The organism is Hoeflea sp. TYP-13 (assembly GCF_040932035.1).
GTDB lineage: Bacteria > Pseudomonadota > Alphaproteobacteria > Rhizobiales > Rhizobiaceae > Hoeflea_A.
In genome coordinates this window covers 1,865,451-1,891,675 of sequence record NZ_JBFRBB010000001.1, presented here as the reverse complement: position 1 = coordinate 1,891,675, position 26,225 = coordinate 1,865,451, and the positions used below count along the sequence as shown (strand labels likewise).

Annotated in this window: 30 protein-coding genes; 19 read left to right on the top strand and 11 right to left on the bottom strand. The window is 56.0% G+C overall.

What is annotated here, in order from left to right; genetic code table 11:
• The first annotated feature begins 30 nt into the window (after nucleotides 1–30).
• The gene (locus ABVT35_RS09005; RefSeq protein ID WP_368465979.1) at nucleotides 31–1,686 is read left to right on the top strand and encodes a murein L,D-transpeptidase; all 1,656 of its coding nucleotides are present in this window, start codon (nucleotides 31–33) and stop codon (nucleotides 1,684–1,686) included.
• Between the two features lie 131 nt (nucleotides 1,687–1,817).
• Nucleotides 1,818–2,834: a hypothetical protein gene (locus ABVT35_RS09000; RefSeq protein WP_368465978.1), complete on the top strand. Its 1,017-nt coding sequence runs from the start codon at nucleotides 1,818–1,820 to the stop codon at nucleotides 2,832–2,834.
• A 37-nt stretch (nucleotides 2,835–2,871) separates the two neighbouring features.
• On the opposite strand, the gene ABVT35_RS08995 is transcribed toward ABVT35_RS09000, so the two are convergent.
• The gene (locus ABVT35_RS08995) at nucleotides 2,872–3,312 is read right to left on the bottom strand and encodes a DUF4399 domain-containing protein (RefSeq protein ID WP_368465977.1); all 441 of its coding nucleotides are present in this window, start codon (nucleotides 3,310–3,312) and stop codon (nucleotides 2,872–2,874) included.
• 221 nt (nucleotides 3,313–3,533) lie between these two features.
• Here ABVT35_RS08995 and blaOXA point away from each other — a divergent pair, with 221 nt between their 5' ends.
• The 5 genes from blaOXA to ABVT35_RS08970 all read left to right on the top strand — a co-directional run bounded on the left by blaOXA (nucleotide 3,534) and on the right by ABVT35_RS08970 (nucleotide 7,286).
• Complete coding sequence (blaOXA, locus tag ABVT35_RS08990; protein WP_368465976.1) at nucleotides 3,534–4,340, top strand: class D beta-lactamase; 807 nt, start codon at nucleotides 3,534–3,536, stop codon at nucleotides 4,338–4,340.
• A 160-nt stretch (nucleotides 4,341–4,500) separates the two neighbouring features.
• Complete coding sequence (locus ABVT35_RS08985; RefSeq protein WP_368465975.1) at nucleotides 4,501–5,070, top strand: TetR/AcrR family transcriptional regulator; 570 nt, start codon at nucleotides 4,501–4,503, stop codon at nucleotides 5,068–5,070.
• A 13-nt stretch (nucleotides 5,071–5,083) separates the two neighbouring features.
• On the top strand, nucleotides 5,084–5,740 hold the full coding sequence (locus ABVT35_RS08980; RefSeq protein ID WP_368465974.1) for a cupin domain-containing protein: 657 nt from the start codon (nucleotides 5,084–5,086) through the stop codon (nucleotides 5,738–5,740).
• A 346-nt stretch (nucleotides 5,741–6,086) separates the two neighbouring features.
• Nucleotides 6,087–6,404, top strand: coding sequence for a hypothetical protein (locus ABVT35_RS08975; RefSeq protein WP_368465972.1), 318 nt, complete (start codon nucleotides 6,087–6,089; stop codon nucleotides 6,402–6,404).
• 315 nt (nucleotides 6,405–6,719) lie between these two features.
• On the top strand, nucleotides 6,720–7,286 hold the full coding sequence (locus tag ABVT35_RS08970) for a hypothetical protein (protein WP_368465971.1): 567 nt from the start codon (nucleotides 6,720–6,722) through the stop codon (nucleotides 7,284–7,286).
• Nucleotides 7,287–7,329: 43 nt separating this feature from the next.
• Here ABVT35_RS08970 and ABVT35_RS08965 read toward each other — a convergent pair whose 3' ends face one another.
• Nucleotides 7,330–7,998: a GntR family transcriptional regulator gene (locus ABVT35_RS08965; protein ID WP_368465970.1), complete on the bottom strand. Its 669-nt coding sequence runs from the start codon at nucleotides 7,996–7,998 to the stop codon at nucleotides 7,330–7,332.
• A 614-nt stretch (nucleotides 7,999–8,612) separates the two neighbouring features.
• Between ABVT35_RS08965 and ABVT35_RS08960 the strand changes: the two genes are divergently transcribed.
• The 6 genes from ABVT35_RS08960 (at nucleotide 8,613) to ABVT35_RS08935 (ending at nucleotide 14,210) form a co-directional block, all read left to right on the top strand.
• Nucleotides 8,613–9,506, top strand: coding sequence for a dihydrodipicolinate synthase family protein (locus ABVT35_RS08960; protein ID WP_368465969.1), 894 nt, complete (start codon nucleotides 8,613–8,615; stop codon nucleotides 9,504–9,506).
• A gap of 69 nt (nucleotides 9,507–9,575) precedes the next feature.
• Nucleotides 9,576–10,835 carry an NAD(P)/FAD-dependent oxidoreductase gene (locus ABVT35_RS08955; protein ID WP_368465968.1) on the top strand — a complete coding sequence of 420 codons (1,260 nt, stop codon included), beginning with the start codon at nucleotides 9,576–9,578 and terminating at the stop codon, nucleotides 10,833–10,835.
• Between the two features lie 125 nt (nucleotides 10,836–10,960).
• Nucleotides 10,961–11,968, top strand: a complete 1,008-nt coding sequence (locus ABVT35_RS08950; RefSeq protein ID WP_368465967.1) for a L,D-transpeptidase family protein — start codon at nucleotides 10,961–10,963, stop codon at nucleotides 11,966–11,968.
• Entirely contained in the window at nucleotides 11,968–12,636 is a 669-nt protein-coding gene (locus ABVT35_RS08945; protein ID WP_368465966.1) for an HAD family hydrolase, read from the top strand. The genes ABVT35_RS08950 and ABVT35_RS08945 overlap by 1 nt, the downstream gene beginning before the upstream one ends.
• Nucleotides 12,637–13,265: 629 nt before the next feature.
• Nucleotides 13,266–13,550 (top strand): hypothetical protein, encoded by a 285-nt coding sequence (locus ABVT35_RS08940; RefSeq protein WP_368465965.1) that lies wholly within the window; start codon nucleotides 13,266–13,268, stop codon nucleotides 13,548–13,550.
• A gap of 75 nt (nucleotides 13,551–13,625) precedes the next feature.
• On the top strand, nucleotides 13,626–14,210 hold the full coding sequence (locus ABVT35_RS08935; protein WP_368465963.1) for an NUDIX domain-containing protein: 585 nt from the start codon (nucleotides 13,626–13,628) through the stop codon (nucleotides 14,208–14,210).
• Nucleotides 14,211–14,235: 25 nt separating this feature from the next.
• On the opposite strand, the gene pip is transcribed toward ABVT35_RS08935, so the two are convergent.
• Both pip and ABVT35_RS08925 read right to left on the bottom strand, forming a co-directional pair.
• On the bottom strand, nucleotides 14,236–15,207 hold the full coding sequence (pip, locus tag ABVT35_RS08930) for a prolyl aminopeptidase (RefSeq protein ID WP_368465961.1): 972 nt from the start codon (nucleotides 15,205–15,207) through the stop codon (nucleotides 14,236–14,238).
• 136 nt (nucleotides 15,208–15,343) lie between these two features.
• Entirely contained in the window at nucleotides 15,344–15,823 is a 480-nt protein-coding gene (locus ABVT35_RS08925; RefSeq protein ID WP_368465960.1) for a hypothetical protein, read from the bottom strand.
• 225 nt (nucleotides 15,824–16,048) lie between these two features.
• On the opposite strand from ABVT35_RS08925, the gene ABVT35_RS08920 reads away from it, so the two are divergent.
• Nucleotides 16,049–17,287: an MFS transporter gene (locus ABVT35_RS08920; protein WP_368465959.1), complete on the top strand. Its 1,239-nt coding sequence runs from the start codon at nucleotides 16,049–16,051 to the stop codon at nucleotides 17,285–17,287.
• Nucleotides 17,288–17,299: 12 nt separating this feature from the next.
• On the opposite strand, the gene ABVT35_RS08915 is transcribed toward ABVT35_RS08920, so the two are convergent.
• On the bottom strand, nucleotides 17,300–18,715 hold the full coding sequence (locus tag ABVT35_RS08915; protein WP_368465958.1) for an amidase family protein: 1,416 nt from the start codon (nucleotides 18,713–18,715) through the stop codon (nucleotides 17,300–17,302).
• A gap of 33 nt (nucleotides 18,716–18,748) precedes the next feature.
• Complete coding sequence (locus tag ABVT35_RS08910) at nucleotides 18,749–19,429, bottom strand: ArsR/SmtB family transcription factor (RefSeq protein WP_368465957.1); 681 nt, start codon at nucleotides 19,427–19,429, stop codon at nucleotides 18,749–18,751.
• Between the two features lie 65 nt (nucleotides 19,430–19,494).
• Between ABVT35_RS08910 and ABVT35_RS08905 the strand changes: the two genes are divergently transcribed.
• From ABVT35_RS08905 to ABVT35_RS08895, 3 genes are all read left to right on the top strand, one after another.
• Nucleotides 19,495–19,824: an NIPSNAP family protein gene (locus ABVT35_RS08905; RefSeq protein WP_368465955.1), complete on the top strand. Its 330-nt coding sequence runs from the start codon at nucleotides 19,495–19,497 to the stop codon at nucleotides 19,822–19,824.
• On the top strand, nucleotides 19,821–20,168 hold the full coding sequence (locus ABVT35_RS08900) for an antibiotic biosynthesis monooxygenase (protein WP_368465954.1): 348 nt from the start codon (nucleotides 19,821–19,823) through the stop codon (nucleotides 20,166–20,168). The genes ABVT35_RS08905 and ABVT35_RS08900 overlap by 4 nt, the downstream gene beginning before the upstream one ends.
• 130 nt (nucleotides 20,169–20,298) lie before the next feature.
• Complete coding sequence (locus ABVT35_RS08895; protein ID WP_368465953.1) at nucleotides 20,299–21,198, top strand: cation diffusion facilitator family transporter; 900 nt, start codon at nucleotides 20,299–20,301, stop codon at nucleotides 21,196–21,198.
• Nucleotides 21,199–21,213: 15 nt separating this feature from the next.
• Here ABVT35_RS08895 and ABVT35_RS08890 read toward each other — a convergent pair whose 3' ends face one another.
• Nucleotides 21,214–21,603 (bottom strand): helix-turn-helix domain-containing protein, encoded by a 390-nt coding sequence (locus tag ABVT35_RS08890; RefSeq protein ID WP_368465951.1) that lies wholly within the window; start codon nucleotides 21,601–21,603, stop codon nucleotides 21,214–21,216.
• Between the two features lie 82 nt (nucleotides 21,604–21,685).
• On the opposite strand from ABVT35_RS08890, the gene ABVT35_RS08885 reads away from it, so the two are divergent.
• Both ABVT35_RS08885 and ABVT35_RS08880 read left to right on the top strand, forming a co-directional pair.
• Nucleotides 21,686–22,015, top strand: a complete 330-nt coding sequence (locus ABVT35_RS08885) for a hypothetical protein (protein ID WP_368465949.1) — start codon at nucleotides 21,686–21,688, stop codon at nucleotides 22,013–22,015.
• A 4-nt stretch (nucleotides 22,016–22,019) separates the two neighbouring features.
• The gene (locus tag ABVT35_RS08880; RefSeq protein ID WP_368465948.1) at nucleotides 22,020–22,289 is read left to right on the top strand and encodes a GDCCVxC domain-containing (seleno)protein; all 270 of its coding nucleotides are present in this window, start codon (nucleotides 22,020–22,022) and stop codon (nucleotides 22,287–22,289) included.
• Between the two features lie 33 nt (nucleotides 22,290–22,322).
• Here the strand turns inward: ABVT35_RS08880 and ABVT35_RS08875 are convergent, their stop codons facing one another.
• The 4 genes from ABVT35_RS08875 to ABVT35_RS08860 are packed head-to-tail and all read right to left on the bottom strand — an operon-like array spanning nucleotide 22,323 to nucleotide 26,209.
• A complete protein-coding gene (locus tag ABVT35_RS08875; RefSeq protein ID WP_368465947.1) occupies nucleotides 22,323–23,315 on the bottom strand; it encodes an ABC transporter ATP-binding protein in 993 nt (330 codons plus the stop codon).
• The gene (locus ABVT35_RS08870; RefSeq protein ID WP_368465945.1) at nucleotides 23,312–24,289 is read right to left on the bottom strand and encodes an ABC transporter ATP-binding protein; all 978 of its coding nucleotides are present in this window, start codon (nucleotides 24,287–24,289) and stop codon (nucleotides 23,312–23,314) included. The genes ABVT35_RS08875 and ABVT35_RS08870 overlap by 4 nt, the downstream gene beginning before the upstream one ends.
• A gap of 4 nt (nucleotides 24,290–24,293) precedes the next feature.
• Nucleotides 24,294–25,235, bottom strand: coding sequence for an ABC transporter permease (locus ABVT35_RS08865; protein WP_368465944.1), 942 nt, complete (start codon nucleotides 25,233–25,235; stop codon nucleotides 24,294–24,296).
• Nucleotides 25,232–26,209: an ABC transporter permease gene (locus ABVT35_RS08860; RefSeq protein WP_368465942.1), complete on the bottom strand. Its 978-nt coding sequence runs from the start codon at nucleotides 26,207–26,209 to the stop codon at nucleotides 25,232–25,234. The genes ABVT35_RS08865 and ABVT35_RS08860 overlap by 4 nt, the downstream gene beginning before the upstream one ends.
• Between the last annotated feature and the right edge of the window lie 16 nt (nucleotides 26,210–26,225).

Genomic DNA, 26,225 nt, shown 5'->3' with positions numbered 1-26,225 from the left:
AGCGGCGCATCAGACCGGAGGGAGGCTGTTGTGAGGAGAACACTTCAATCCGGTGGTCTGGCCGTTTTGCTGACGGTCTTGCCTGTGGCGGCAACGGCTCAAACCACTGACAATCAACCGGCCCAAACAGAAAACGGCGGTCCTGAAAGAACCGATGCGCCGCTGTGGTACTTCGAAATGCAGGCGCGGCTGAACCTCGCCGAAAACCGCCTTGTATCGGACACGCGGCGCTCCGAACGCATTGCCCTTTGGTACGATCAGCGTGACTACGCGCCGTTATGGATCAAGAACGGCAAGGCGACCAACGCAGCCAAAGAGGTCGTTTTTGCACTGCTAAATGCCCATGAGGACGGCCTTCTTCCAGCCGAATATGAAGCCGACCTGATGTTTCCCAAACTCCAGCAGGACGGGGAAGCGGGGCTGGCAGATTTCGAAATATCCCTTTCCTATGCCGTCACGCTCTACGGACAGCACCTGCGCCGCGGCCGGGTTTCGCCGAACGAGATCAATCGCGAGCTTGTTATCTATCCGGAAGAAATCGCCGCCGATGTGTTGCTGCAAAGGATAGCCGAATCCGATGACCCGCTGGAAGCCCTTGTGGGATTTGCTCCGGGCACGGACCGGTATGAACGCCTGAAGAACCACCTTAGACACCTGTTTGTGGTCCGGGCAGCAGGCGGCTGGACGAATGTGCCGGCCGGAGCCGTGCTGAAACCAGGCATGAAAGACCCGCGTGTGCCGGCGCTGCGGCAGCGGTTGATCGAATCGAAAGATCTACCCGCGAATGCGCATACCGGCGAGCTTTATGACGGCGCACTTGTCGAAGCGCTGGAAGAATACCAAACACGCATGGGCCTTGAGGCCGATGGCGTCGTGGGTCCTGCAACCCTTGGACAACTCAACACAACGGTTGACGAACGGATCAGGCTTGTTGAGCTTAATCTTGAGCGCCGGCGCTGGATGCAGGCCGACTTCGGCGACCCTTACATATTCGTCAATCTTGCCGATCAGGTGGTCAAGTTCGTCAGCAACGAAAAGACCATCCACGCCGCGGTCACCCAGGTCGGCAAACCCTATCACAGGACGCCGGTCTTTTCCGACGAGATGGAATATCTGGAGTTCAATCCCTACTGGAATGTTCCCTATTCAATTGCGACCAAGGAATATCTGCCCAAGCTGAAAGCCAATGCCTATGCACTGCAATCTCAAAAAATACGGGCAATCGTCGACGGCCGCGTGGTCAATCCGGCCAGTATTCCCTGGAGCAGCTATTCGCGTGCGCGGTTCCCGGTGCGGCTGAGGCAAGATTCGGGTCCGGGCAACGCGCTCGGGCGGGTGAAGTTCATGTTTCCGAACCGCTTCAACATCTATCTCCACGACACGCCCTCAAAATCCAATTTTCAAAGAGCTTCACGCTATTTCAGCCATGGCTGTATCCGCGTCGAAGATCCGTTGAAAATGGCCGAGGTGATCCTTGGACTGCAGGGCATGTCCCGCGCCGACATCGACAGGATTGTTAACTCGGGAAAACGCCGCGTCGTTCGCCTGGAAAATCCCCTGCCCGTTCACGTCGTTTATCTGACCGCCTGGGTCAACAAGGACGGGTCCGTTCATTACCGGCGCGATGTCTATGGCCGCGACGAGATTCTCTCAAAGGCGCTCGCTATTGCAAAACCACTGCGCTGAACAAGGCCGGGCGTGATTCATGAACGGACACCACTATCAGGAGTTGTTCCACAATTAACATTCTCGCAATTGAAGTTTTCCCGAGATCCCCTACACTGCACTCCAAATGACATGTGTTTCGGGAGAGAGTTGTGCGCACTGGCTTCTTTGCGGTTTTGGCGTCGCTTTGGACATTTGCAGCTTCAGCTGAAGAGATTCCCGGTTCCCGATTCTCCTCCGGGGCCTGGGACGGGGCCGCCTTTACAGACGACAGGACCGGCAAATTCGACTATTGCTCAATAAGTGCTTCCTATCGCAGCGGTGACTCTCTCTACATAACGATCTACGCGGATTCGACTGTTTCGATCGGCTTTTCAAATCCGGTATTCCGGTTCAACACAGGTGAGAGCTTTCCGGTCGCCCTGAAGATTGACGGGCGCAGAACGCTGGGGGGAAGAGCTGTAGCCCTCAGCAAAGATTTTGCCGTCGTAACCCTGACGGAGTACGAAAATGTGCTTGTCGCGCTCCAGCGCGGAAGCAGACTGCGGTTGAAGGCGGATACATTCCGGGGACATTACAGTCTCAGAGGAACGAGCCGTGCAGTGAACGCGACTGCTGATTGCGTTGCCAATAACCTGAATTATGCCGGACCGCGGACAAGCACTGCCAGCCAATATGACAAGTCGCTGCTTTATCAAATCGCAACGGGCATGATTTCCGAAACCGGTGTCACCGATTTCAAATACATGAGCGATGCAGAGACCGAAGAACTGGGATTCGAAAACGCGGTTTTCTGGACTGCGCCTTCAACCGGTTTGGTCGGCGGTGTCTTTCTAATGTCCACAATCGAAGGTCAAACACTTCAGGACAATGATTCAGGAGATATCGAAGAGCTTACCCGCCGCTGCAAAGGCGATGTCATATCAGGTGCCCGTGAAGTCAAAGCCACGGAATTGCCGACACGTGAGATCAGGGTTATCTGCACATTGGACAAAAATTCCGAAGAAACGATCGTTTCGAAAATAATGATTGAAGACGCCATTTTATACACGATGCTCGTTTTCATCGACCATCAGGATCGCAAAGCGGCTGATGGACAAGACAGGCGTGAATTGAGTGAAGACGTTACCGTGCGTGCAGCGTCGTTTCTAAAATCAGAGCCAAATTAGCCGGAAAAAGCCGGGCTGCGGCCCGGCCGGTTTGCGCCTATTCAACCGTGATTGTGATCACGTCGGAAACAACCGGTTTGTCGTGAGGAATGTGATCCTTGTCGCCGAGCACCATTTGCAGCGTGTGCTTGCCGGGCGGCAGGTCCAGCACGGTTTCAGTCTGGCCGCCGCCAAAATGGATGTGGTTTTCATCGGCCGGGATACTGTAATCCACCTCGTCGGCGCCGTCCTCTCCCTCGCCGAGTGGCGGACGGTCGACATACAAATGATGGTGACCGGTGTTTTCCTTTTCGGTGCCGGCAGGCGCAACACCCATACCCGACAGCCCAAAGATAACCGTCACCGGCGACTTGACGGTGTCTCCGTCCTTCAAATTGACAAAATACACTTTTGCATCTGCTGCCGATGGCGTTTCACCGGCAAAGGATGCGCCTGAAAATAATAGGGCGGCGGCTGCAATCAAAATCGATTTATTCATCATTCGTCCTTGTACATCTAGTAGCATCGCCCCTACACGGATTGCCGCCTAAAAAGGCAGACGGCCGAATCCGCTATTCAAGACTAGGTCGTTGAAAGACCGGCGGCAATCCAATCCGTTTGGCAGACCGCTGGCAATCGTGGAACGGCGCAATTATTGTCACAAAGCGGTTATAGACATGAGTGCTGCGCAGTGCTCCAGGCAGGTCGTACGAGGTTTCCATGCAGCGGTTCCGGTTGGTTATTCATGTTTTTCTGCTCGCTTTGGCGGCATTGCCGATTCGCCTGGCAGCCGCACAGGAGATTGTCGATCATGGCGAACTGAAAACGCATTTCGCCGATCAGGGACTAGACGGTGCTTTCGTTTTGTTCGACGTCGGCAACAATCGGTATCATGTCGTCAATGGCGAACGCGCGGACATTCGCCGCTTTCCCGCCTCGACGTTCAAGATAGCCAACAGCCTGATCGCGCTGGAGACCGGCGTGGTCGAAAACGAAAACGAAATCGTTCCCTATGGCGGTAAAGCGCAGCCGGTGAAATCCTGGGAGCGGGACATGTCGATGCGCGATGCCATCAAAGTGTCTAACGTGCCCGTTTATCAGGAACTTGCGCGGCGGATCGGCCTCACAAGTTACGCACTTTGGCTCGACAAACTCGAATACGGCAACCGGACAACGGGAAGTGACGTGGAGTATTTCTGGCTGAGAGGCCCGCTTTCAATCAGCCCGAAAGAGCAGGCCGAATTCATAGCGCAACTGGCAAAGGGCGAACTGAACGCCTCGCAACAAAACCAAAGAACAGTCCGCGATATTCTGTTTCTGGAAAATGGCCCGAACGGCAGTCTATACGCAAAGGGCGGATGGAGCATTGCAGCCAAACCGCAAGTCGGCTGGTGGGTTGGCTGGATTGAACGCGATGAGGCCATCTACACGTTTGCATTGACCATCGACATCGCCACCGCAGGCGATGCCGGCAAACGCATCACGCTGGGCAGGGAACTGCTGAAGGCGCTCGATATTTACGAATGAGCATACCCGCAGCCTGTAAGCGTGTTTGCATGGATTTATCCACCGATCATCACGACTGTATTTAAAGTTCCCATGCCGATGAGAATATCGGGGCACGATCCGGGCCCGGTATTCATCTCAGCGTATTGACTATCATGAACCTACCTACTAGTAGGTTTATATGAACACTCGAAACGCTTTGCTTAATGCTGCAGAACATGCTGCCCGCTCCCGCGGGTTTGACGCGTTCAGCTATGCGGACCTTTCGCGTGAGGTCGGCATCCGAAAGGCAAGCATTCACCACCATTTTCCGGCAAAGGCTGATCTGGCGCTTGCGCTCATCAGGCGATACAGGGTGAATTTTGCACATCTGCTCGCGTCGATCCGCACGGAAAACGACACGGCCGGTGATCGGCTCCGTGCATTTCTGACCACTTACCGCGAAGCGCTTTCAGGCGGCGATACTGTGTGCCTGTGTGTCGCCTTCAGCACCGGGCGCGACAGTTTCAAGGACACGGTGCTTGACGAACTCAACGGCTTTCACCGGGACTGCATTGCCTGGCTCGAAGAGACATTTTCCAGGGCGCTGCAGGACAATACCGTAAAGAATGCCGGTGTGCCTGACGTTGAAGCTAAAGCCTGCATGGCGCTGGTTGAAGGCGCCCAATTACTGGCGCGCGCCGCGAATGACACCCACCCGTTTGACGACGCAACGGCTGCGTTGAAGAACCGGCTGACCGGACAAGATTGAACAGGAGACGACAATGCGCATTCGTTCGGATTTCACACAGCGGGTTGTTGTCCGCCCGGAGGATTACGAGTGGGTAAACTCGCCGGCGGGCGGGGTTGACCGTATGATGCTCGACCGCATCGGCGATGAAGTGGCTCGCGCCACGACGATCGTGCGCTTTGCTCCGAAATCCCGTTTCGATGCTCACACCCATGGCGGCGGCGAAGAATTCTTTGTCCTCGATGGTGTGTTTTCCGACGAAACCGGAGACTTTCCCGCCGGCTCCTATGTCCGCAATCCAATCGGTACGAGTCACACGCCCCATACGGATCAGGGCTGCACAATATTCGTCAAGCTGCATCAGTTTGACGAGGCTGACCATGATCAAAAGCACATCGATACCCGCACGGCGTCCTTCCTGCCAGGATCCGTGGAAGGGCTTTCCGTTCTGCCTCTGCACGAGGCGCCTAATGAAAATGTCGCATTGGTGCGCTGGGAAGCGGGTACCAGGTTTAATCGGCACCGGCACTGGGGCGGTGAAGAGATCCTCGTCCTTGAGGGAACGTTTCAGGACGAACATGGCGACTATTCAAAAGGAAGCTGGCTAAGAAGTCCGCATCTTTCGGAACACACGCCATATTCCGACGAGGGTTGCCTGATCTATGTAAAGACCGGTCATTTGGCGCCCTGAAAAATGGTGCCGGAATCCAACGTTTTGCCAGCAGATTTGCAAATTCAGTCGCCTTGGCGATCATGACCTCATGAGAAGCTTCAATATTCACCAGTTCAGCGCCTCGGTTCCGTGCGGGGAATGATCTATGGTTGCTCCTGCGAGCGGCGATGGATCCGTTGCAATTACCGCTTCATCTAAGGGCGTCGCTGCACAAACAATCCGTTAAATGGCATTGTATCCGATATGCCATATTGGTATATTTCGGCCCTTCCCTCCAAATTCTATCAGACCGCCTGAAATGCTGGCCTGCCAATGGCCGGCCACGGCTTCGTGGGATTGATTTCAATCGGGTAAAGGACGCCATATGTTCGACACGGAATTTTATTTCGAGGAACTGCCAATTCTTATCGGCAAAACCGAAATTGCCATGTGCACCGGAACAGCACTGCTTGAAGGCGAGTACGACTGTCACGACTACGGTTTTTTTGTTACCGGAATTGCGTTGGACGGCAACCTGGACGGCAGCTATCGCGATAAGCGACGTGTCCGGATTTCAGCAGCAAGCGACGATCCGTTCTGCGCCTTGCTCTTCCGCCGCATTGCTGACCGCATCGAGGCGGACAGTGCGGCGGCGGATCACTTCTACCACGCCCTCAAGAACCGTTTGTCGGACGTCGCTTGATTGATACCTGCCCCGGGGAAGGTCCATACGCAAACAGTCCGATCGCGATTGTCGGATATTCGTCGGAACCTTCGATCTTACTTTCAGCCTTACGGTTCTCGACTTTTGGACCTATTTGGCGGCCTAGATCTATATTCACAGATATAATTCGCATGTAATATTGCCGCTGACCGGGCATTATTTTGGTAATTGCCGATTTGCGCATGTATACTGTCTTTATACTGCGCGGTGTCAAAGTCACGCCGCAAACGGATGTGAGACTTCAACCCGACAATCAGGCAGGCACACTGCCTCAGCACCCTTGGGGAGGATCCAATGCGCTTACTCGTACTCGTTACATTGTCCGTGGCCGGAACTGCAATTGGCTCAATCACAACCGCGTTTGCACAAACACCGACACCGGCCCAACAGCAGGCGATCAAGTCGAATTGCGTTTCTGACTATCGGGCCAATTGTGCGAGTGTGCCAACAGGCGGGATGGACGCGCTGATCTGCCTTGAGCAGCACGAGGCCAAGCTGTCGCCCGCCTGCAAATCGGCGGTTGAGGCCGTTGATCACAGTTCAAGCACCTCCAGTTCAGCAACAACGGCAACCGCCCCTGCGGCAACCGCTTCTGAAGGAACGAAAGCAGCGACCGAAACCGCCAAGTCAACCACGGCAGCGTCAAAGGCCGAGGCAGCCGCACCCGCTTCAGGCGGCTCATCGATGTCGATGCGCCAGGAAATGCGATTGGCGGCCAGATCCTGCGCCCGCGACTACCGGGTGCTGTGCCCCAATCTGCCGGTCGGCCAGGGCAATGTCATTTTCTGCCTGAAGGTCCACGCCAACCGGCTTTCGCCCCGCTGCCGCAACGCGCTGATAGAGGCTGGGGAACGCTTCTGATCCCGACAAGAGCAAAGCAGATGATTCCCGGAAGCCGGAGCGGCTAGGCGGATTTGCGGGACTCCAGGTAGTCGACCAGCGTCTGCTTGGCACCCAGAATATGCTGGCGCGTCAAGTCCGCCGCCAGCACTGCATCACCCTTCTCGCACGCAGCAAGAATTTGAAGGTGCTCACGGTTTGCCTGCTCCAGCCCTTCGGTCATCAGCAACTGGGCGCGCAGGTACCGCTCAACACGATCGAGTGCATTGTCGATTACCTTGAGGTGGTAATCGAGCCCGCTGTCGCGGTAGAGCGCATAGTGAAAACGGCGGTTTAGTTCACCCCACTCCATCGGCTCTTCGCTGTCCATGAAAGACTGGAAGTGCTGACGCGCCTCGAGCAGTGACTGCGATGTCATCCTTGGAACCGAGACGGCAATAACCTCACCTTCCAACAGGCTGCGGAAATCGAATATTTCAGCCGCCTCACGCGCGGAGATGCCGGCGACTACAGCACCGCGATATCGGCGGCTTTCGACGAGCCCTTGCTGTTCCAGCCGCGTCAGCGCCTCGCGCACGGGAATCCGGCTGGTATTGAAGAGCGTCGCGATTTCGTCCTGACGCAGCGGTTCACCGTCAGCCAGTTCGCCTTCTATGATCGCGCGGCGAAGCGAATCGAATATGATCGACGCCGCCGATGCGGTCTTTCCAATATCAACGGCCTGCAGCTTCACAATCTTCCTCCGCTTGCCCAACAGTCTTTTCTGAATACAGCAAGTATTCGAATATTTCCTGCAATTTTTATTATATTGTTCATTGGATCCGATTTTGTTAGCGTTTACACATCCATCGCAGACACCTGTGGCGGACTACCGACAAGATCCTCGTTTGAGTTCCACTGAGTCATGCGGGGGCGACAATAAAGGTAGCTGACACAGCGGGCACCCGCTCGGCGGACTACTCGAGCGGCGCCGGTTCAGGGCGGTCGAATCGGCGATGCCTGCGGGTCTTTGGCTCTCCCATCTTACCTGATCTAGCATCCAACGCTGACCCTGTGCGCAATGGGCCAGGACAAATCCGTTTGGTCGGCCAAGTTTCATTCCCGAGTAATCCCCCATGCTTCATCTCAGCCGGCGAAAATGATCAACAGAATACCCCAATTTTAGTATATTGCATATTGGATCCAATCTGAGTATTTTCACTTTACGTGTTTCAGGCAACGATACGCGAATTCAAAAAGCAGATTGGCGGCCACACATTAGCGGTCCGGCAATGCATAAATGCAATCCGGTGAGCGTCTGGTTACGCAGCAGGCTGACCGGTTCGAGGATGGTAGAGGAAAAATACTATGTGGCACGGTGTCATTCCGGCGGTAACAACGAAGTTCAAGGATGATGGAAGCCTCGATCATGCCGAGATGGAACGTTGCTTTGATTATCAGATGCAAGCCGGCTGCCACGGGCTGGTTGCATGCGGGACACTTGGTGAAGGCAATATGCTGTCCCATGACGAACGGCTTGAGGTATTGCGCCTCTGCAAACAGGCAACCGGTGACAAGCCGGCGCTTTTAACAATATCGGAACCGGGAACGCGCGAAGCCTGCGACCTGGCGGCCAAGGCGGGTTCTGCCGGCGCCGACGGTATCATGATCGTTCCCTCCCCGATCTACCATACCAGCCGCGACGAAACGATCGCGAACCTTCGCTCCATCGCCGGAGCTGCCGACCTTCCCGTGATGATCTATTCGAACCGTGTCGGATACCGGGTCGATGTTACGCCGGACATGATGGAGGAACTCGCCGACGACAACCGGTTTGTCGCGATTAAGGAAAGTTCCGACGACATTCGCCGCACAACCGAAATCTTCAATCGGCTTGGCGAGCGCTATGACGTATTCACCGGTGTTGACAATCTCGCCTATGAAGCGCTGACAGCCGGTGCCGTCGGATGGATCGCCGGGCTGGTCGTTGCATTCCCGAGAGAGACTGTCGCGATTTACGAACTGGTGCGCCGTGAACGCTACAAGGAGGCGCTGGAAATCTATCGGTGGTTCCGTCCGCTTCTCGACCTTGATGTTTCAACCTTCCTGGTCCAACAGATCAAACTGGCTGAAGTCATCGAGATTGAATCAAATGACCGCGTGCGCATGCCCCGTCAGCCGCTGAAGGGTGAGCACAGAAGAAATGTGGAAGACATATTAAAAGTAGCAATTGCCTGCCGTCCCTCTTTGCCGCAATTTTGACGTGGGGAGGGAGAATATTGCACCGACTTCTGCAAATTGCGGCGGAAGTGGGGTTTTTATGGGCGGACTATGGCAGTTGCAGGCGAGACTCAGCCGGACATCATTGTTGTCGGCGCTGGTATTTTAGGAATTTCCACAGCTTTTTCATTACAGCAAAAAGGACACTCCGTCCTTGTGCTCGACCGGAAGGGGCCGGCGGCTGAAGCCTCGCGCGGGAACGCCGGAGCTTTCGCATTTTCTGAAATCATACCGCTTGCAACACCGGGCATGATGCGCAAGGCGCCGGGTTGGCTGCTTGACCCTCTTGGCCCCTTATCGATCCCTCCCCGGTACGCGATGAACATTGCGCCGTGGATGCTGCGCTTCTGGATGGCCTGCCGGCCCGAGCGTGTTGAGGAAAGCATCAACGCGCAGATTGAACTGATGGCTCACTCAAAGCATGCACTGCTGCCGTTCCTGAAGAAAACCGGCACCGGAAGCATGCTTCGGCGCGACGGAAATCTGCAGGTGTATGAAAGCCGCGCAGAGTTCGAAGCTACCCTGCCCTATTGGGACGCCCGCGAAAAATGCGCCATACCATTTGAACATGTTCACGGGTCCTATGCGATCTCGGAGTATCAGCCGGGCCTGGACGAACGATTTGTTTCGGCGACCTTCACGCCCGAATGGTACTCGATATCCGATCCGCTGGAATATGTGCTGACAATTGCCGAGGTGTTCCGCAATCGCGGCGGCAGAATAGAAGTTGCCGAGGTGGTCGACCTTTCGCCAAGTCTTGACGGCGTCAATGTGGATTGCGTCGGCGGTCAGTCGTTCAACGCCGCAAAAGTCATCATCTGTGCAGGTGCATGGTCTCACAAGCTGGCGCGCAAGCTGGGCGACAGAATTCCCCTGGAAACCGAACGGGGTTACAACACGACTTTGCCCACGGCTGAGTTCGATCTGCGCACTCAGATAACATTCGGTGGCCATGGCTTTGTCATCTCCAAACTGAGCACCGGCATTCGTGTCGGCGGCGCCGTTGAACTTGGCGGTTTAACCGCGCCACCCAATTATCGGCGCGCCGATGCATTGCTCGCCAAGGCAAAGTTGTTTCTTCCTGATCTCGACACGGAAGGCGGCACGCAATGGATGGGATTTCGGCCTTCCCTGCCCGACACGCTGCCGGTTATCGGTCCATCCAAACAAACCAATGATGTCGTCTATGCGTTTGGCCACGGACATCTTGGGCTGACACAGGCGGCAGGCACCGCATCGCTGGTGACCGAACTCGTCGACGGCGAGAAACCTTCGATCAATCTCCAGCCCTTCCGGGCGAACAGGTTCTAGTTTCTGCATGGCACCGGCATTGCACCCCACCCGTCGATAACGCGGTCTTTATCGACGGCATGTGGACAATTGAACCGTCTTGATTAGAGATAGCGGCAAATCGAGGATTTCAGACAGAGGTGAATATGAAGATCACGGGTCAATCACGGCGTGCGTTTCTGGCGTTGGCGGCGGGCAGTATCGCAGTCGGATTGAACGGCCCTTCCCGGGCTCAGGTCACCGCCGCCGATACGGACCTTAAGCCCGGACAATGGCTTTGGTATCCCGAACGTTCACTTTACGGGCCGGTGACCGTCATCGTTTCGCTCAGTGACCAGCTCGCCTTCATCTACCGCAACGGTGTTCGCATTGGCGTGACGACTGTATCATCCGGCCGGTCCGGCTTTGAGACACCAACCGGTGTATTCACCGTTTTTCAGAAAGAGAAACTGCACCTTTCCAAAAAATACAACAACGCACCAATGCCTGACAGCCAGTTCTTCTTTGGCGGCGCCGCATTGCATGCGGGCGGCCTGCCGGGTTACCCGAGCTCGCACGGATGCGTTCATCTCCCAACCGAGTTTGCCGCTCTGCTTTTTGATATCACACACAATGGCACGCCGGTGATTGTCACCAATGAGCGTTCCGGCATTGGCGGCCTCTCCCATGCGGGCATTGTCATGTCGCAGAAGGATCTGAAGCAGATCGAGAAGCTCACCGGTCATGTGTCCGGCAAGAAACTTCCAGTGGACAGGGAGGGAAAGAGCGAAGAAAGCTTCAGCGTGCTCGTTAGTGGTGCCGATCAGGCGCTTTACGGCATGAAAAACGGTGAAATCATCATTCAATCTTCCATTGGCATTGCCAATCCGAACAGGCCGCTGGGCAGCCACGTCTATATCCTCCAGGGCTTCGACGCCAACCGCGAAATGTTTGACTGGCTGGCCGTCGGCATGGGAACCGGCCATGAGGGCAACGTCAGGCAACAGAGGGAACTTGCGGCAACCACGCGGCTGACGATCCCGCCAAAGACATACGGAAAACTCGCCAAAAATCTTCATCCCGGTTCTGCATTCATGCTGACGGATCTGCCTGCGCATCCAGATACGCGCACCGGCACGGATTTCATCATCATGCGGGACAGACGAAAAAGCTGATGCAGATCGACAGACCGCAACTTGTCATTTTTGATTGCGACGGCGTGCTGGTGGACAGTGAGCTGATTTCCAACGGTGTTTTATCCGGCAACCTCGCTCAATACGGGCTAAACCTGTCGACGCTCGAGTGTATGCGCCACTTCATGGGCGGCCGCATGGTTGATGTCGCGGCAAAAGCCAACGAGATGGGTGCAAGCCTGCCACAGGACTGGGTTTCCGAAATATATGGGGAAATACACACGCGCCTGGAACAGGGGGTCCCGGCGGTGGAAGGCATTCACGATGTTATTGAACATCTCGATGCTGCCGGTGTCGATCACTGCGTGGCATCCAACGGCAGCGAAATGAAGATGTCGATCACGCTTGGCCACGCCGGGCTGTGGGAGCGATTTTCGAAAGTTGCGTTTTCGGCGCACACGCATGGTGTCGCAAAACCGGATCCCGGGCTTTTTCAGATTGCTGCGGACAGTTTTGGCGTTCCCCACGCAAATTGCGTTGTCGTTGAGGACAGCGTACCCGGAACAATAGCAGCACGACGCGCCGGCATGCATTGCTTTGGTTATGCGGCACATGACGACGGCAGCGAACTGGCGGCCGAAGGCGCGATCGTTTTCAGCGATATGAAAGAGCTTGCCGGCCTGATTAATCTAAAGCGTGGCACGCATTGAAAATGCACCAAACAAAAAGAAAGCAGCGAAGCCTCGTGGGTTTTGTCGGTAAGAGAGATTCGCTGCGCACAAAAGGAAAGACGCTGGCCACAGCCAGCGCCCCCCTGTTCAAACGTGGAAGTCGATCAGTCTTTCACGGAGCCCGGAGGCTTGTCGCAAAATCTGGCTCAGCTACCGCGTTCGCCTGGTCAATGTCTCCATCAAGTGGATCTTTTGACCCACGGTCCCACAGACCGGATGGTCCGCCAAACCGCTTGCTGCAATTGCACATGCATCCGCTTTTCACAGCGCCCTGTGTGCCTCACGGTGTTCCGGTAGGCGCGTTGGAAACGTTCCTGGCCGGGCCGTTCACAGGATGTTGGGCTATCCGTTCAATTGTCTCCCAATTGGCGGTCAGGAATTGTCCGGACCCAACACGTACATGATGCTCTGAAATGCCCGTTCCTGTCGAGTCCGAGGTTTCCACAGTGGATAATTCAGGGGATAAATTCACGCCGGTTCAGATATGCCATTGATGCTAAATGGCAATATTTTTCTCACCGGTTATGGTCGGCAGGGCGCGGTGGCGTTTTGGAACGAAATTCTGCGCCGATAAAGCCTGCCGTCAGGCATTTTTCAAGGTTTTTTTTATGTCCGACATCGACAAACACCCCTGCAGTGAAATCGACCTACTCCTTGAAGAGATAAAACATGAGCTTGCGCGGGCGCGCACCAAGTTCCCGGGCGACAACGTCACTATGCTGGCGCTGATGGAGGAAGTGGGCGAACTTGCCAAGGCAACCTTCGAGGAAACGCGCGCAAATGTGCGAAAGGAAGCGGTCCAAGTCGCAGTCATGGCCATCAGGGTTGTCCTGGACGGAGATTCGACCATCACCGAATGGCGGAAGCAGAAGGGACTGGACCCGCTGATTTGACACCTTCCATCGTGCAATTGACATTGCCGGAGACGCGTGTTCACACGGCGCGTTCCATTCAAAAGGCTATCTTATATGACCATCCGTAATCGTGTCCGCGTTCGTGAAACCAGAAACATCCACAAAGGCTGGAGCAGCCTCAATCAGGCTACAATCGATTTTCAGCGCAGCGACGGCTCCTGGCAGACGATGGTCAGGGACAATTTCGATTGCGGGCATGGTGCAACGGTCCTGCTCTACAATCTCGACCGGCGCACTGTCATTCTTGTTCGGCAGTTCCGCTATTCGGTTTTTTGCGATGGTTATGAGGAACTGATCATCGAGACGCCGGCCGGGCTGCTCGATGATGCATCCCCCGAGGAGCGCATCCGCGCGGAGGCCGAGGAAGAGACCGGATATCGCGTGCAAAGCGTCAGAAAGGTTTTCGAGGCCTATGTGAGCCCCGGTGCCGTCTCGCAGAAAAACATATGCTTCGTCGGCGCCTATTCGCCTGAGGATCGTGTCTCGGATGGCGGCGGGCTTGCCGAGGAAGGCGAGGACATTGAGGTCCTGGAGATGGAATTTGACGAGGCCTACGCGATGATCTCAGACGGTCGCATCCGGGATGGCAAGACAATCATGCTGCTGCAATACGCAGCGCTGAACCTGTTTGCCGCATAAATCATCCCTTCAACGCCGATCGGTCTTATGTCGACTCATCAGCGAACCTGTCCGTTGCCAGGATCGTCTGGTGAAGAATTCCGGGTTCGTTGTAGGCGTGCCCTGCCCCGTCCACCAGCAGGAATTCCGCATCCGGCCAGGCACGATGCAAGTCAAAGGCCGTGCGGGCCGGGGTCACAACATCATAGCGCCCCTGGATGATCGCCCCGGGAATGCTTTTGATACGGTAAGCATCTCGCAGGATCTGCGCATCCTTGAAGAAGCACTTGTTGATGAAATAGTGGTTCTCGATCCGTGCGATAGCCAATGCGAATTCATCGGAACCGTGCAGTTCGCTCAGTTTCTTGTCCGGCATCAGGCGGACGGTCTCACCTTCCCACAGGCTCCAGGCTCTCGCCGCGGTGAGCGCCACTTCCTCATCGGCGCTTGTCAAACGCTTATGATAGGCGGTGATCAGATCTCCGCGTTCTTCTTCGGGAATGGGTGCCAGGAAATCCTGCCATTTGTCCGGAAAAAGCCAGGACGCTCCGTCCTGATAAAGCCAGAGAAGCTCGGAACGGCGGCCGGTGAATATGCCCCGCAGAATGAGTTCGGAAACACGCTCGGGATAGGTCTGCGCATAGGCGAGTGCCAGTGTGCTGCCCCATGAACCGCCAAGCACCAGCCAGCGATCGACTTCGAATTTCATGCGAAGCGTTTCTATATCGTCGACGATATGCCAGGTGGTATTGGATTCAAGACTGGCACGCGGTGTCGACCTGCCGCAACCACGCTGGTCGAACAGCAAGACCCGGTAACGATCCGGGTCAAACAGACGCCTGTGGTCTTCCGTGCAGCCGGCTCCAGGGCCACCATGCAGGAAGATGGCCGGTTTGCCTGCCGGGTTGCCGCACAGCTCCCAGTAGATTTCGTGCCCGTTGCCGACATCGAGCATTCCGGAATTGTAGGGTTCTATCGGCGGATAGGCTTTGCGCAAAAGGATCTCCCTCCGGTCCATTGAGCAAGTGCGGTCCGCAGCCGGCACACGCGCACCGGGCGCGAATCCGCGAGCTGAGTCTGAATCGCAACATACTCAAGTTGGCGCTATCGCGCAAAACGACCGGAGGTTGTGGGCATTAGAGAAGGCTGGAAAATCAGCGCATTATCTCGAGAAACTCGAGACCGCCAATGGCCAGCGCACCGTAGGATGCAACTATGGCGACCACCGCTGCGATCATGCAGAACTGACCGGATTGCGTCAGCAGCCGCGAGCGCGCGTTCTCGTGAACGAACGGCTCTTCAAAGTCGACCTTCTTTTCAAACAGCGCAAGCGTGTTGAGATACTGGCGAAGCCAGGAGAGCCCCGGAACCATCACGCTCAACAGAACCGCTGCAAAGAACCAAGCCAAAATGATCGCAAGATCTTCGATGCCCGCTGCGATGTTCGAGTGGTTCGCCGAATAAAATACGACCGCACAGGCCGATCCGATGGCCGCGGCAAGCGCAGGTGCGGCAACCGCCGACATTTCGAGAAGACCGATCCGCTCCATCTGCTTGCGCAGATTGGTGCTGTGATCTTCGTGCGCGGCTTTACCGCCTTCAAGTATCAGCGCAAGTTCGCTTCCATTGGCCACGGTCTCACTCCCCTACTGGTACGCATTTCCTTTAACGGGCTGTTATTAAAGGCAGTGTGCCGGTCAATATGGGCGGAGATAAGATTATCGACGCATGGCGAGATCACACTTGCTTACAAGCCAAAACAATTCGCGGGTTGCGCCGGCGGCGTGGTCCGCACCGCCCATTGTGACTTGCCGGCGTACAAACTAAGCTCAACCGAAAATGGAAACGGGGATGCGTCAATGTCACCAATCGCCAAGTTCGCCCTTTTGGCCGTCGTCTTCGTTGACCTTATCGGCCAGGGGCTGGTCTTTCCGATCATCAACGAACTGGTGATGGATCCCAAACTGACCTTCCTGCCAATCTCTTCATCCGATGCAACACGTCATTTCGATTACGGGCTGGTGATCGGCATCTTCTTTTTGTGCTGGTTTTTCGGCGGTGTCTATGTCGCCAAATTGTCGGACACGATCGGACGCAAGAATGCCATCATGATCTGTCTGTTCGGTGCATTGATCGGCTATCTCATTACCATTGCATCGTTGTTTGCGGACAGCCTCTGGCTGCTGATTCTCGGCCGGGGAATTACGGGATTTACCGCCGGCAATCAGCCAATCGCACAGGCGGCGATGATCGACGCCAGCAAAGACGACGCCGAAAAATCGCGAAACATGGGCTACATCGTCACCGGCATCAGTGCCGGTCTGGTCGGTGGTCCCATCATCGGCGGGCTGCTGTCAGACAAGTCCATCCTGGGCAACCTCGCCAGCATTCAGCTGCCTTTCTATTGCGCGGTGCTGCTGGTTGTTGCGACGATTATCCTGGTTCAGTTTTTCTACAAGGATGTGCGTGAAACCCGCGAAAAGCTGGATTTCAAGCCTCTCGAGGTTTTCGCGCAGCTCGTTCGCATCCGGGAAAAGCCGGTCGTCGTGCGTTTGTGGTGGGTCTATCTCTGTTTCATGACGGCCAATGTGACCTTCTATATTTTTATGGACAATTACCTGACCAGCCGTTTCCAGATCGGACTGTTCGGAACAAGCATGGCGATGATGGTTTTGGGCATCGCACTTGCAACATCCAGCACCTTTTTTGTTGAGACCGTGCTTGGCCGGTTCGGCAAACTGCCGGTCATCACAACGGTCACGATGACTATGGCCTTGAGCGCAGTTCTGTTTATCCTCACGCCGCTGCCGGTGTTCTGCTATGTCTTCGTCGCAACCTATTACTTCGGTTTCGGCCTTGCCTATCCTGCGTTGCTGGGAATCTTTTCCTCCAGTGTTTCCAATGCGGAACAGGGCTGGATCATGGGCATAACGACGGCAGGCTTTACACTGGCTGCGGGTGTATTCTCGCTGGTCGGCGGATTGCTGATGGCGGTCGATATTCGACTGCCATTTTATATCTGCGTTGCGTCAGCCGCGCTTGCTCTCTTGCTCATGCGAACGACGTGGCGGCACCCGGAAATTGAGGCAATAACCTAACTACGCGGCTTCCTACCCGCGTTCGAACAGACGGTGCGCCATCACACCGACGCGCTGCTCCACCGCTTCACAGGCATCCAGGATCAAATCCTCGCGGAAACGGCGACCGACAATCTGCACGCCGACCGGTTGTCCGTCATTGTAGTTGGCAGCAACGTTTCCGGCGGGCAGACCGAGGAAATTCATGGAGTAGCCGTAGACGGCCGAACCCAGCACCTCGATGACACCTTCCAGACCTTCCGTGTCGCGGTCCCATTTGTAGGTCGGGTGCGGCAGGAAGGGGGTCAGAACCAGCGGGTATTCGGCAAGGAACAGTGACCATTCGCGGGCAAAGTGGGTTCGCTGCGCCAGTGCGCGAATGAGGTCCTGACCCTCGTGTATTCCGAAGAACTTGAAATAGTTTTCGAATATCGCATTGATAATCGTGCTGCCATATTGCTGGATGTCATTGCCCATCAGTGCACCGATTTCTCCAAACAGGCACTTGCCGGCTTCCCTTGCAATTTCACGCACATGCGGAGGCTCGACCTCCACCACGTCATAGCCGGCATCGCTTAGTGCATTGCGTGCGGTATCAAGGGCCTTTTCGACAGCCGGATGAAGATCAAATTCAAAAGTGTTCTTCGTGAACGCCACCTTGATCGGACCGTCCAGCGGATCTCCGTCAAAGGGGACCGGGACCATCCATGGATCGTGCGGATCAGGCCTTACCAGTTGACGCAGGCCAAGGCGCACATCGCGAACCTCTCGGGCAATGACACCCTGGACCGACATGAGTTGCGCCAGCAGGCCGCGTTCCGCGGGTGCCGAAGGGTTGTAGGCCGGAACCCGCCCCAGGCTCGGCTTGACCGACGTTGAGCCCGTCGCCGCCGGAGGGAAGCGCAGCGAGCCGGCGATATCATTTCCGTGAGCAAGCGCGCCCATGCCCGACATGACGGCAGCGGCCGCGCCGCCGGACGAGCCGCCGGCAGAGGCCCAGTCGTTCCAGGGATTATAGGTCCGGCCATGCAATTCATTGTCGGTGGTGGCGCGAAATGAAAATTCCGGCGTATTGGTACGCCCGATCACGATCGCGCCGGCCTTTTTGAAATTCGTCACTACCGGTGCATCCGCCGGAGCAATTACGTCTTTCAAAGCAGTCACTCCATTGGGAGTGGCCTTGCCTTTCTGGTCGACATTTTCCTTGATCGTAACCGGCACTCCGTGGAGCGGCCCGATTGGACCAGACCGTTTCAAAATTCCATCGAAGGCTTCCGCCTCGGCTATCGCTTCATCACCGAACTCGTCGACAACGGCATTGATGGCACCGTTGCGCTCACGCATCCGCTCCACTGCAGACACCACGGCTTCTCTGGACGAGATCTCGCCGGAGGCGATCGCGTCGGCAATGTCGCATGCGCTGAGCTGCCAGAGGGGACGGTCGGTCATGTTTATGCCTCGCTGTTGGAGTTCGTTTCTGATTCAGACTTTGAATATTTCGAGAAAGCTCCGCTCACCCTGCTCAGAAAAGGAGACTACACGTGAGCCCTTTATCCTTTTTGCCCAGCCAAGGGCATAAAACTGATCCAGAAGGGCTGTACCGAGCGACCCGGCCAAATGGGTACGCCGCGCGCTCCAGTCCAGACAGGAGCGGCACAGGGGACGGCGCGAACGGGCCAGCGCATCGATATCGATCCCCAGACTGCGCATGAAGGCATCCCCGGCATCGGTCAATAAGACATCCTCATCGCCGGCTATTATCAACTTCTGTGTTACCAGGCTGTCGTAGAGGCGCACGCCATGTTCACCGGCCAGATGGTTGTAGCACACGCGCGCCTTGCGAAGTGCCGGATCCTTCGGGCCTGTTCGTGCTCTGGTGTGACCGTATTTTGCGGCCAGCCCCATCAGCGCTTCCAGAACGGAACCGACATCGTCGCTGGCCAGAGAAAAATAGCGGTGCCTGCCCTGCTTTCTGAGCTGGATAAGATGCGCCGATTCAAGTTTTGAAAGATGCGAGCTTGCGGTTTGCAAGGTGACGCCCGCCTCGCCCGCCAGTTCACTTGCGGTCAGCGCCTTACCGCTCATCAGAGCGGTCAGCATATTGGCACGAGCGGGATCGCCGATGAGGGCGCCGATCAGGGCTATGTCCGGTCCTTCTTTCATAGTTCGACCTTAGTCGAAGCATCAACGACAGGCAATATGCGATATTGGCGGAAAGGAGCCACCATATGATTACCTGTTTTATCCGCTACCATATCGACCCGACAAAAAAGCAGCAATTCGAACAGTATGCGCGTAACTGGGGTCAGGCAATCCCGCGTTGCGGGGCAGACCTGATCGGCTATTTTGCGCCACATGAAGGCTCGTCGAGCCTTGCATATGGCGTCTACTCAATAGAAAATCTGGCCGCGTACGAGGCCTATCGCGCGCGTCTTGCTGCTGACCCACTCGGCCGTGAGAACTATGAATTCGCGATGAAGGAAAAATTCTTGTTGCGCGAAGACCGTACCTTTTTGAAGCTTGCTTCCGTACCGCACAGCCCAATGGTGAAACCATGATAGCCGTCATTTTCGAAGTTGAACCGCATCCGGAAAAACGCGGGCAATATCTCGACATTGCCGCTGCCCTTCGTCCGGAGCTGGAAAAGATCGACGGCTTTGTTTCCGTCGAGCGATTTCAGAGCCTGACCAACGAAAACAGGATTTTGTCCCTGTCGTTCTTTCGAGACGATGAGGCCATCAAAAATTGGCGGAACCTTGAAACGCACCGGGCCGCGCAGGATAAAGGCCGATCGGAACTCTTCAAAAACTACCGCCTGCGCATTGCCGGTGTGATGCGTGATTACGGCATGATCGACCGGGATCAGGCACCGTCAGACAGCCGAAAAATTCATTCGGGTTGAGCGCCAGCAGCCGCAATGGAAACCTTCGCAAATTCGGCCGGCGGTCTAATTGCTGTTGCAAGAACCGCCGCTTTTGTGACAGACCTGCCTCACCAAACCTGCCTGTCGCATTCACTAACTTGAGGCATAAATGAGCACCAAGCGCAATATCGCCCGCCTTGCCGGCTGGTCCATCGTGATCGCCTGTCTGGTGTTGGCGTTGAAAACGGCCGCCTGGTGGATTACCGGGTCCGTAGCGCTCTATTCGGATGCGGTTGAATCGGTCGTCAATGTGGTCACCGCTTCGCTTGCCTGGATCGCCATCCGCATCAGTCACCGGCCTGCCGACAAGGGTCACCCCTTCGGCCATTACAAGGCCGAGTACTTTTCCGCAGTTGTTGCCGGTGTACTGATCGTCATTGCGGCACTGCTCATCTTTACCGAAGCCGCGTCGGCGCTTATCACGCCACACACGCTGCAGACACCGCTCGCCGGTATGGCCGTCAACGCGGTTGCAGCCGTCATCAACGGCCTGTGGGCCTGGCGGCTGATTTCCGAGGGCCGCCGCGCGCGCTCCCCTGCCCTTTCTGCCGACGGTCGTCATATTCTCGTCGACGTCGTCACCTCTGCCGGTGTTCTCATAGGTCTTGTTCTGGTTTTGGCGACCGGCTGGCTCTTTCTCGATTCATTGATCGCGATCGCCGTCGGCATCAACGTTCTGATTGAAGGCTGGAAAGTCATCACCTCCTCCGTCGACGGACTGATGGACAGCGCCCTGGATGACGAGGAGACAGAACGCATCCGGCACACGATCCTTGAAAGTGCGGCCGGCGCGATGGAGGTCCACGACATCAAGACGCGGATGGCAGGGCACATCTCTTTTATCGAGTTTCATCTGGTCGTTGACGGCAAGATGAGCGTTGCCGACTCCCATGCGATCTGCAACCGCGTCGAAGAGGCTCTCGGCCACGCTATTCCGGGTGCCAATATCACAATCCATGTGGAGCCGGACGAGGAAAGCAAACGCGACGGGCTGCCGATCGGCAAATGACCTAATCCAATACCGCTAATCTTCTGCGAACAAATCATTCAATATGGCGCAGTGCTTATCATGCGTTCCGCATTGATCGACCAAAGCGGAAAGCTCCCGCTCCATAACCGACAGCTCCGCGATCTTGCTGCGTACGGTATCGAGGTTCCTTTGGGCTATAAGCTGAGCTTCGGCGCATGGCATAGGGGCGGCAGTCAGCGACAGAAGCGCCTGCGCATCGCGGATCGCAAACCCCAACTCCCGGCAATGGCGAATGAAACGCAATCTGGCGATGCCGTCCTCGTCATAGACTCGCCGCCCCGACGCGGTCCGTTCTGCAGGCGGTAAAATGCCTTCACGCTCGTAGTAACGTATCGTCTCGATATGGACGCCGCTGCGCTTTGATGCTGTTCCTATCGAATGCATGCACAAAACCCTTGTGTCTGTAGCCGCTACAGGATGTACTTAGTGCACGTCGAAGAAAGCAGCAAATGAGGGAACCGCTGGTGTGGCAAACGATACGATAGCAAAAACCGGCTTGGCCGGTTCGATACTGGCGCTTGTAACAGCGGTCTGCTGTGTATTGCCGCTCGCGCTGATGCTTATCGGTCTGGGCGGCGCCTGGCTGGGTGTTTTCGGCATTATAGCGGCTGCGGGTTATTACATAGCCGGCGCCGCTGCATTGATCATCGCCGCTGCCTGGCTCATAGCGATCAGGCGTCATGCCACCGCGGCCACCTACCGATTGCTTTTTCTGGGCAGCGCTCTTACCCTCGTCGCCTGGGGCGTATTGCTGAATGAGGCGATGATCAACAACTACCTGATTGAATTGATGTAGCGCCATGACGGACAAGCAATTGACCCTGCAATCGGATATTACCTGCCCGCAATGCGGCCATGTCGCCAGCGAAACCATGCCGACCGACGCCTGCCAATGGTTTTACGATTGCAAGGGATGCGGCACGCTGCTCAAGCCGAAGAAGGGTGATTGCTGCGTCTTTTGTTCATACGGCACAGTCCCCTGCCCGCCAATCCAGCAAGGCGGCGACTGCTGCAAGAGCGACGTGCTGTTATATCCAGCACATATGCGAGGGCCCAAGAGCAGCAACTGATACGCCGTGATGTACGGCGCATTCGTGGCCGCTTTAGGCCCGCCCCTCCTCAACGGCAAAACACGCTGCCTCTGTGGTTTTGTGCAGAGTAAGTTCCGGTGTTTCCTGCTTGCACCGATCATTGGCAAGCACACAGCGCGGATGAAAGGAACAGCCTGTCGGCGGATCGATCGGGTTGGGAATTTCACCTTCGACCGGTTTTCTAGCACGACCTGTCATTTCAAGATCCGGCACGGCATCGAGAAGCATCTTCGTGTAGGGGTGCTGGGGGTCCTTGAACAGCGTCTTGCCCTCTGCAACCTCAACAAGGCGCCCGAGATAAAGCACGCCGATACGGGTCGCCATGTGGCGAACAACCGACAGATCGTGACTGATGAAGAGGTAAGTCAGGCCGAATTCATCCTGAAGGTCGCGCATCAGGTTGAGAATTTGTGCCTGCACGGAAACGTCGAGCGCCGAAGTCGGCTCGTCGCAAACGATGAATTCGGGTTTTGCCGACAGTGCACGGGCGATTGCTATGCGCTGGCGCTGGCCGCCGGAAAACTCATGCGGGAACTTGCCCCCGTCTCCCGATGAGAGGCCAACGGTTTCGAGCAATTCATCAACGCGGTTTTCCCAACGCACCGTCTCGCCGTTCAGACCGAATGTGCGGATCGGTTCGGCGATGATATCCTTGACCCGCCAGCGCGGATTGAGGCTTGCAAACGGATCCTGGAAAATCATCTGGAAGCGGCTTCTGAGCTGGCGCATGGAAGCGCTGCCCTGTGTCGCGACATTCTTGCCGTCAAAACTGATCTGCCCGGCGCTGGGTCTTATCAGACCGACAATCAGTTTTGCTATCGTTGACTTTCCGGAACCGGATTCACCGACCAGAGCAAATGTTTCGCCACGGCGGATTTCGAAGGATACATCCTTGACCGCCGTCAGATGCTTCTTTTCCTCGCCTTCCAGTATCCTGTTCAGCCAGGGCTGTGAGACGTCGAAGACGCGGCTGAGGTTGTTGATGCTGACAAGTGCGTCGCTCATGGCCGCCCCTCTTCATCATAAAGCAGGCAGGCGACTTCCCGTCCGTCGTGATCCTTGCAGACAGGCTGATTGACAAAGCAGCCGGCAAAGGCTTCCGGGCAGCGCGTGCTGAAAGCACAACCGGGCGGAATGTCAGTCAGGCGCGGCATGGAACCCGGTATCTGGGTCAGGCGATCCGAATCGTGCATCAGCGTCGGGATCGATCCCATGAGACCCTTTGTGTAGGGATGTCTGGCATCCTGCACGACATCGCGCACCGGACCGATTTCGGCGACACGGCCGGCATACATCACCGCAACGCGGTCGGCAGCTTCCGCGATAACGCCCATATCGTGTGTGATAAGCATCACGGATGTTCCATGTTCTGCGCACATGTTTTTAAGCACGTCGATGATCTGTGACTGCACCGAAACATCGAGCGCCGTCGTAGGCTCGTCGGCAATTACAAGTTCCGGTTCGGCGCATAGCGCCAGGGCGATAACGACACGCTGGCGCATACCGCCCGAGAACTGGTGCGGATAATCGTCAATGCGCCGCGAGGCTGCAGGAATACCCACCTCATCGAGCAGGCCGATCGCACGATCGCGGGCCTGTTTGTCCGTCAGCTTCATATGCGTTCGGATCGTCTCGACCAGCTGTTCGGCAACCGTGTAGAGCGGATTGAGCGAAGTGAGCGGATCCTGGAAAACCATGCCAATACGTTTGCCGCGCACCTTGCGCATTGCCTCGGGCGGCAGGTTGTCGACGCGCTCGCCGGCAATGTGAATGGATCCGCCGGCGATGTGGCCGGGCGGTTCGATGAGACCGATAATCGCGGAGCCGGTCATTGACTTGCCGGCACCCGATTCACCCACGACACCCAGGACTTCACCCTTGGCAATATCGAAGCTCACCCTGTCAACGGCCGTCAGGATGCCTTTGCGCGTTGGAAACTCGACTACGAGGTCGCGAACGGAAAGCAGAACGTCACTCATCAGATTACCTCAGCCGCGGATTGAGTGCATCGCGCAGCCAGTCACCCAGAAGGTTGACGGCCAGAACGAGGATGGCCAGCGTAATGCCGGGGAAGATGGTGATCCACCACTCGCCGGAAAACAGAAAATCATTGCCAATTCGGATCAGGGTCCCGAGTGACGGCTGTGTCGGTGGTATGCCGACGCCGAGGAAGGAAAGCGTCGCCTCCGTGATAATGGCAAGCGCCAGATTGATCGTCGCGATCACGAGGACAGGCCCCATCACATTTGGCAGTACATGACGCGCCATGATCCTGATGGGATGCAACCCGATCAGGCGCGCCGCCTGAACATACTCCTTGTTCATTTCAACCAGCGTCGACGAGCGGACTGTTCTTGCATATTGCACCCAGAAAGAAAGGCCGATCGATACCACCAGCACGTAAAATGCGGACTGCTCGCGATCGATGCCACCGAGCACGCTGCGCACCGAACCGTCGATGAGAAGCGCAATCAGGATCGCCGGAAATGTCAGCTGCACATCGGCAATACGCATGATGATGGAATCGGTGCGCCCGCCGGCATAGCCGGCCAGCAATCCCAAGGAGATGCCTAGGATTGCGGCAAAAACAACCGAAGCAAAACCTACAGCCAGCGAAATACGCGAGCCATAAAGGATGGTCGATAGGATATCGCGTCCCTGGTCGTCCGTGCCGAGCAGGAAACGCGGATCGCCTCCCTCCTCCCAGACCGGCGGGATCAGGGAATCAAGCAGCGACAACGTTGCAAGATCAAATGGATTATGCGGCGCAATCAGTGGTGCCAGGAATGAACTCAGGAATATGATCAGCGTAACGATCGCCGCAACGATCGTGATTTTCGACTTCCTGAACGAATACCAGATATCGGAATCGAGCGCGCGCGCCCAGAAGCCTGGACGATCCAACTCTTGTGCATCCGTACTCATGCCTCGCCCCCCCCGATGCGAATGCGTGGATCAACCCTCACATAAAGTATGTCAACGATCAGGTTGATCGCGACAAACAGGAAGGCAATCATCAACAGATATGCAGACATGATCGGGATATCGACATTCTGCACCGCCTGCAGGAACAACAATCCCATGCCCGGCCACTGGAACACCGTCTCTGTAATGATGGCAAAGGCGATGATGGAACCAAGCTGCAAACCGGTGATCGTGATCACCGGAACCAGCGTGTTCTTCAGCGCATGGCCGAAGTGGATTGCCTGGTTCTTGAGACCGCGTGCGCGTGCGAATTTGATGTAGTCGGTGCGCAGAACTTCCAGCATTTCAGAGCGCACAAGGCGCATGATGAGCGTCATCTGGAACAGGCCGAGTGTAATGGACGGCAGGATCAGAGCTTTGAGGCCTGATGCCGTCAGAAACCCGGTGCTCCACCAGCCCAGATCAACAACCTGTCCACGCCCGAAGCTGGGAAGCCACTGCAGATTCACCGAGAAAATGAATATCAGCAAAATCCCGATCAGAAATGTCGGAAGAGATATGCCGATCAACGAGACAGTCAGGAACAGTTTTGACAAAATGCTCTCGCGTCGCAGCGCCGTATAGACACCCATGGGTATACCGGCAAGCAGAGCAAATACTGCCGAGACGAAGGAAAGCTCAAGAGTTGCCGGCAACCGCTCCCCGATCATCTGGGCCACCGGCTGCTTGAACTGGTAGGAAATACCAAGATTTCCCTGCACGGCCTGCGAAACGAAATGCCAGAACTGGATGGGCAGCGGATCATTCAATCCGAGCTGCTCACGTAGTTTGGCGCGTTCCTCAAGTGTTGTTTCAAGGCCGACCATCTGGTCGACAGGATCGCCGATGAAGCGGAACATGATAAAGGCGATGAGGCTGACGACCAGCATCACCACCACCGACTGGACAAGACGTCGAATTATGAAAGCTAGCATGTATTAAATAATCTTA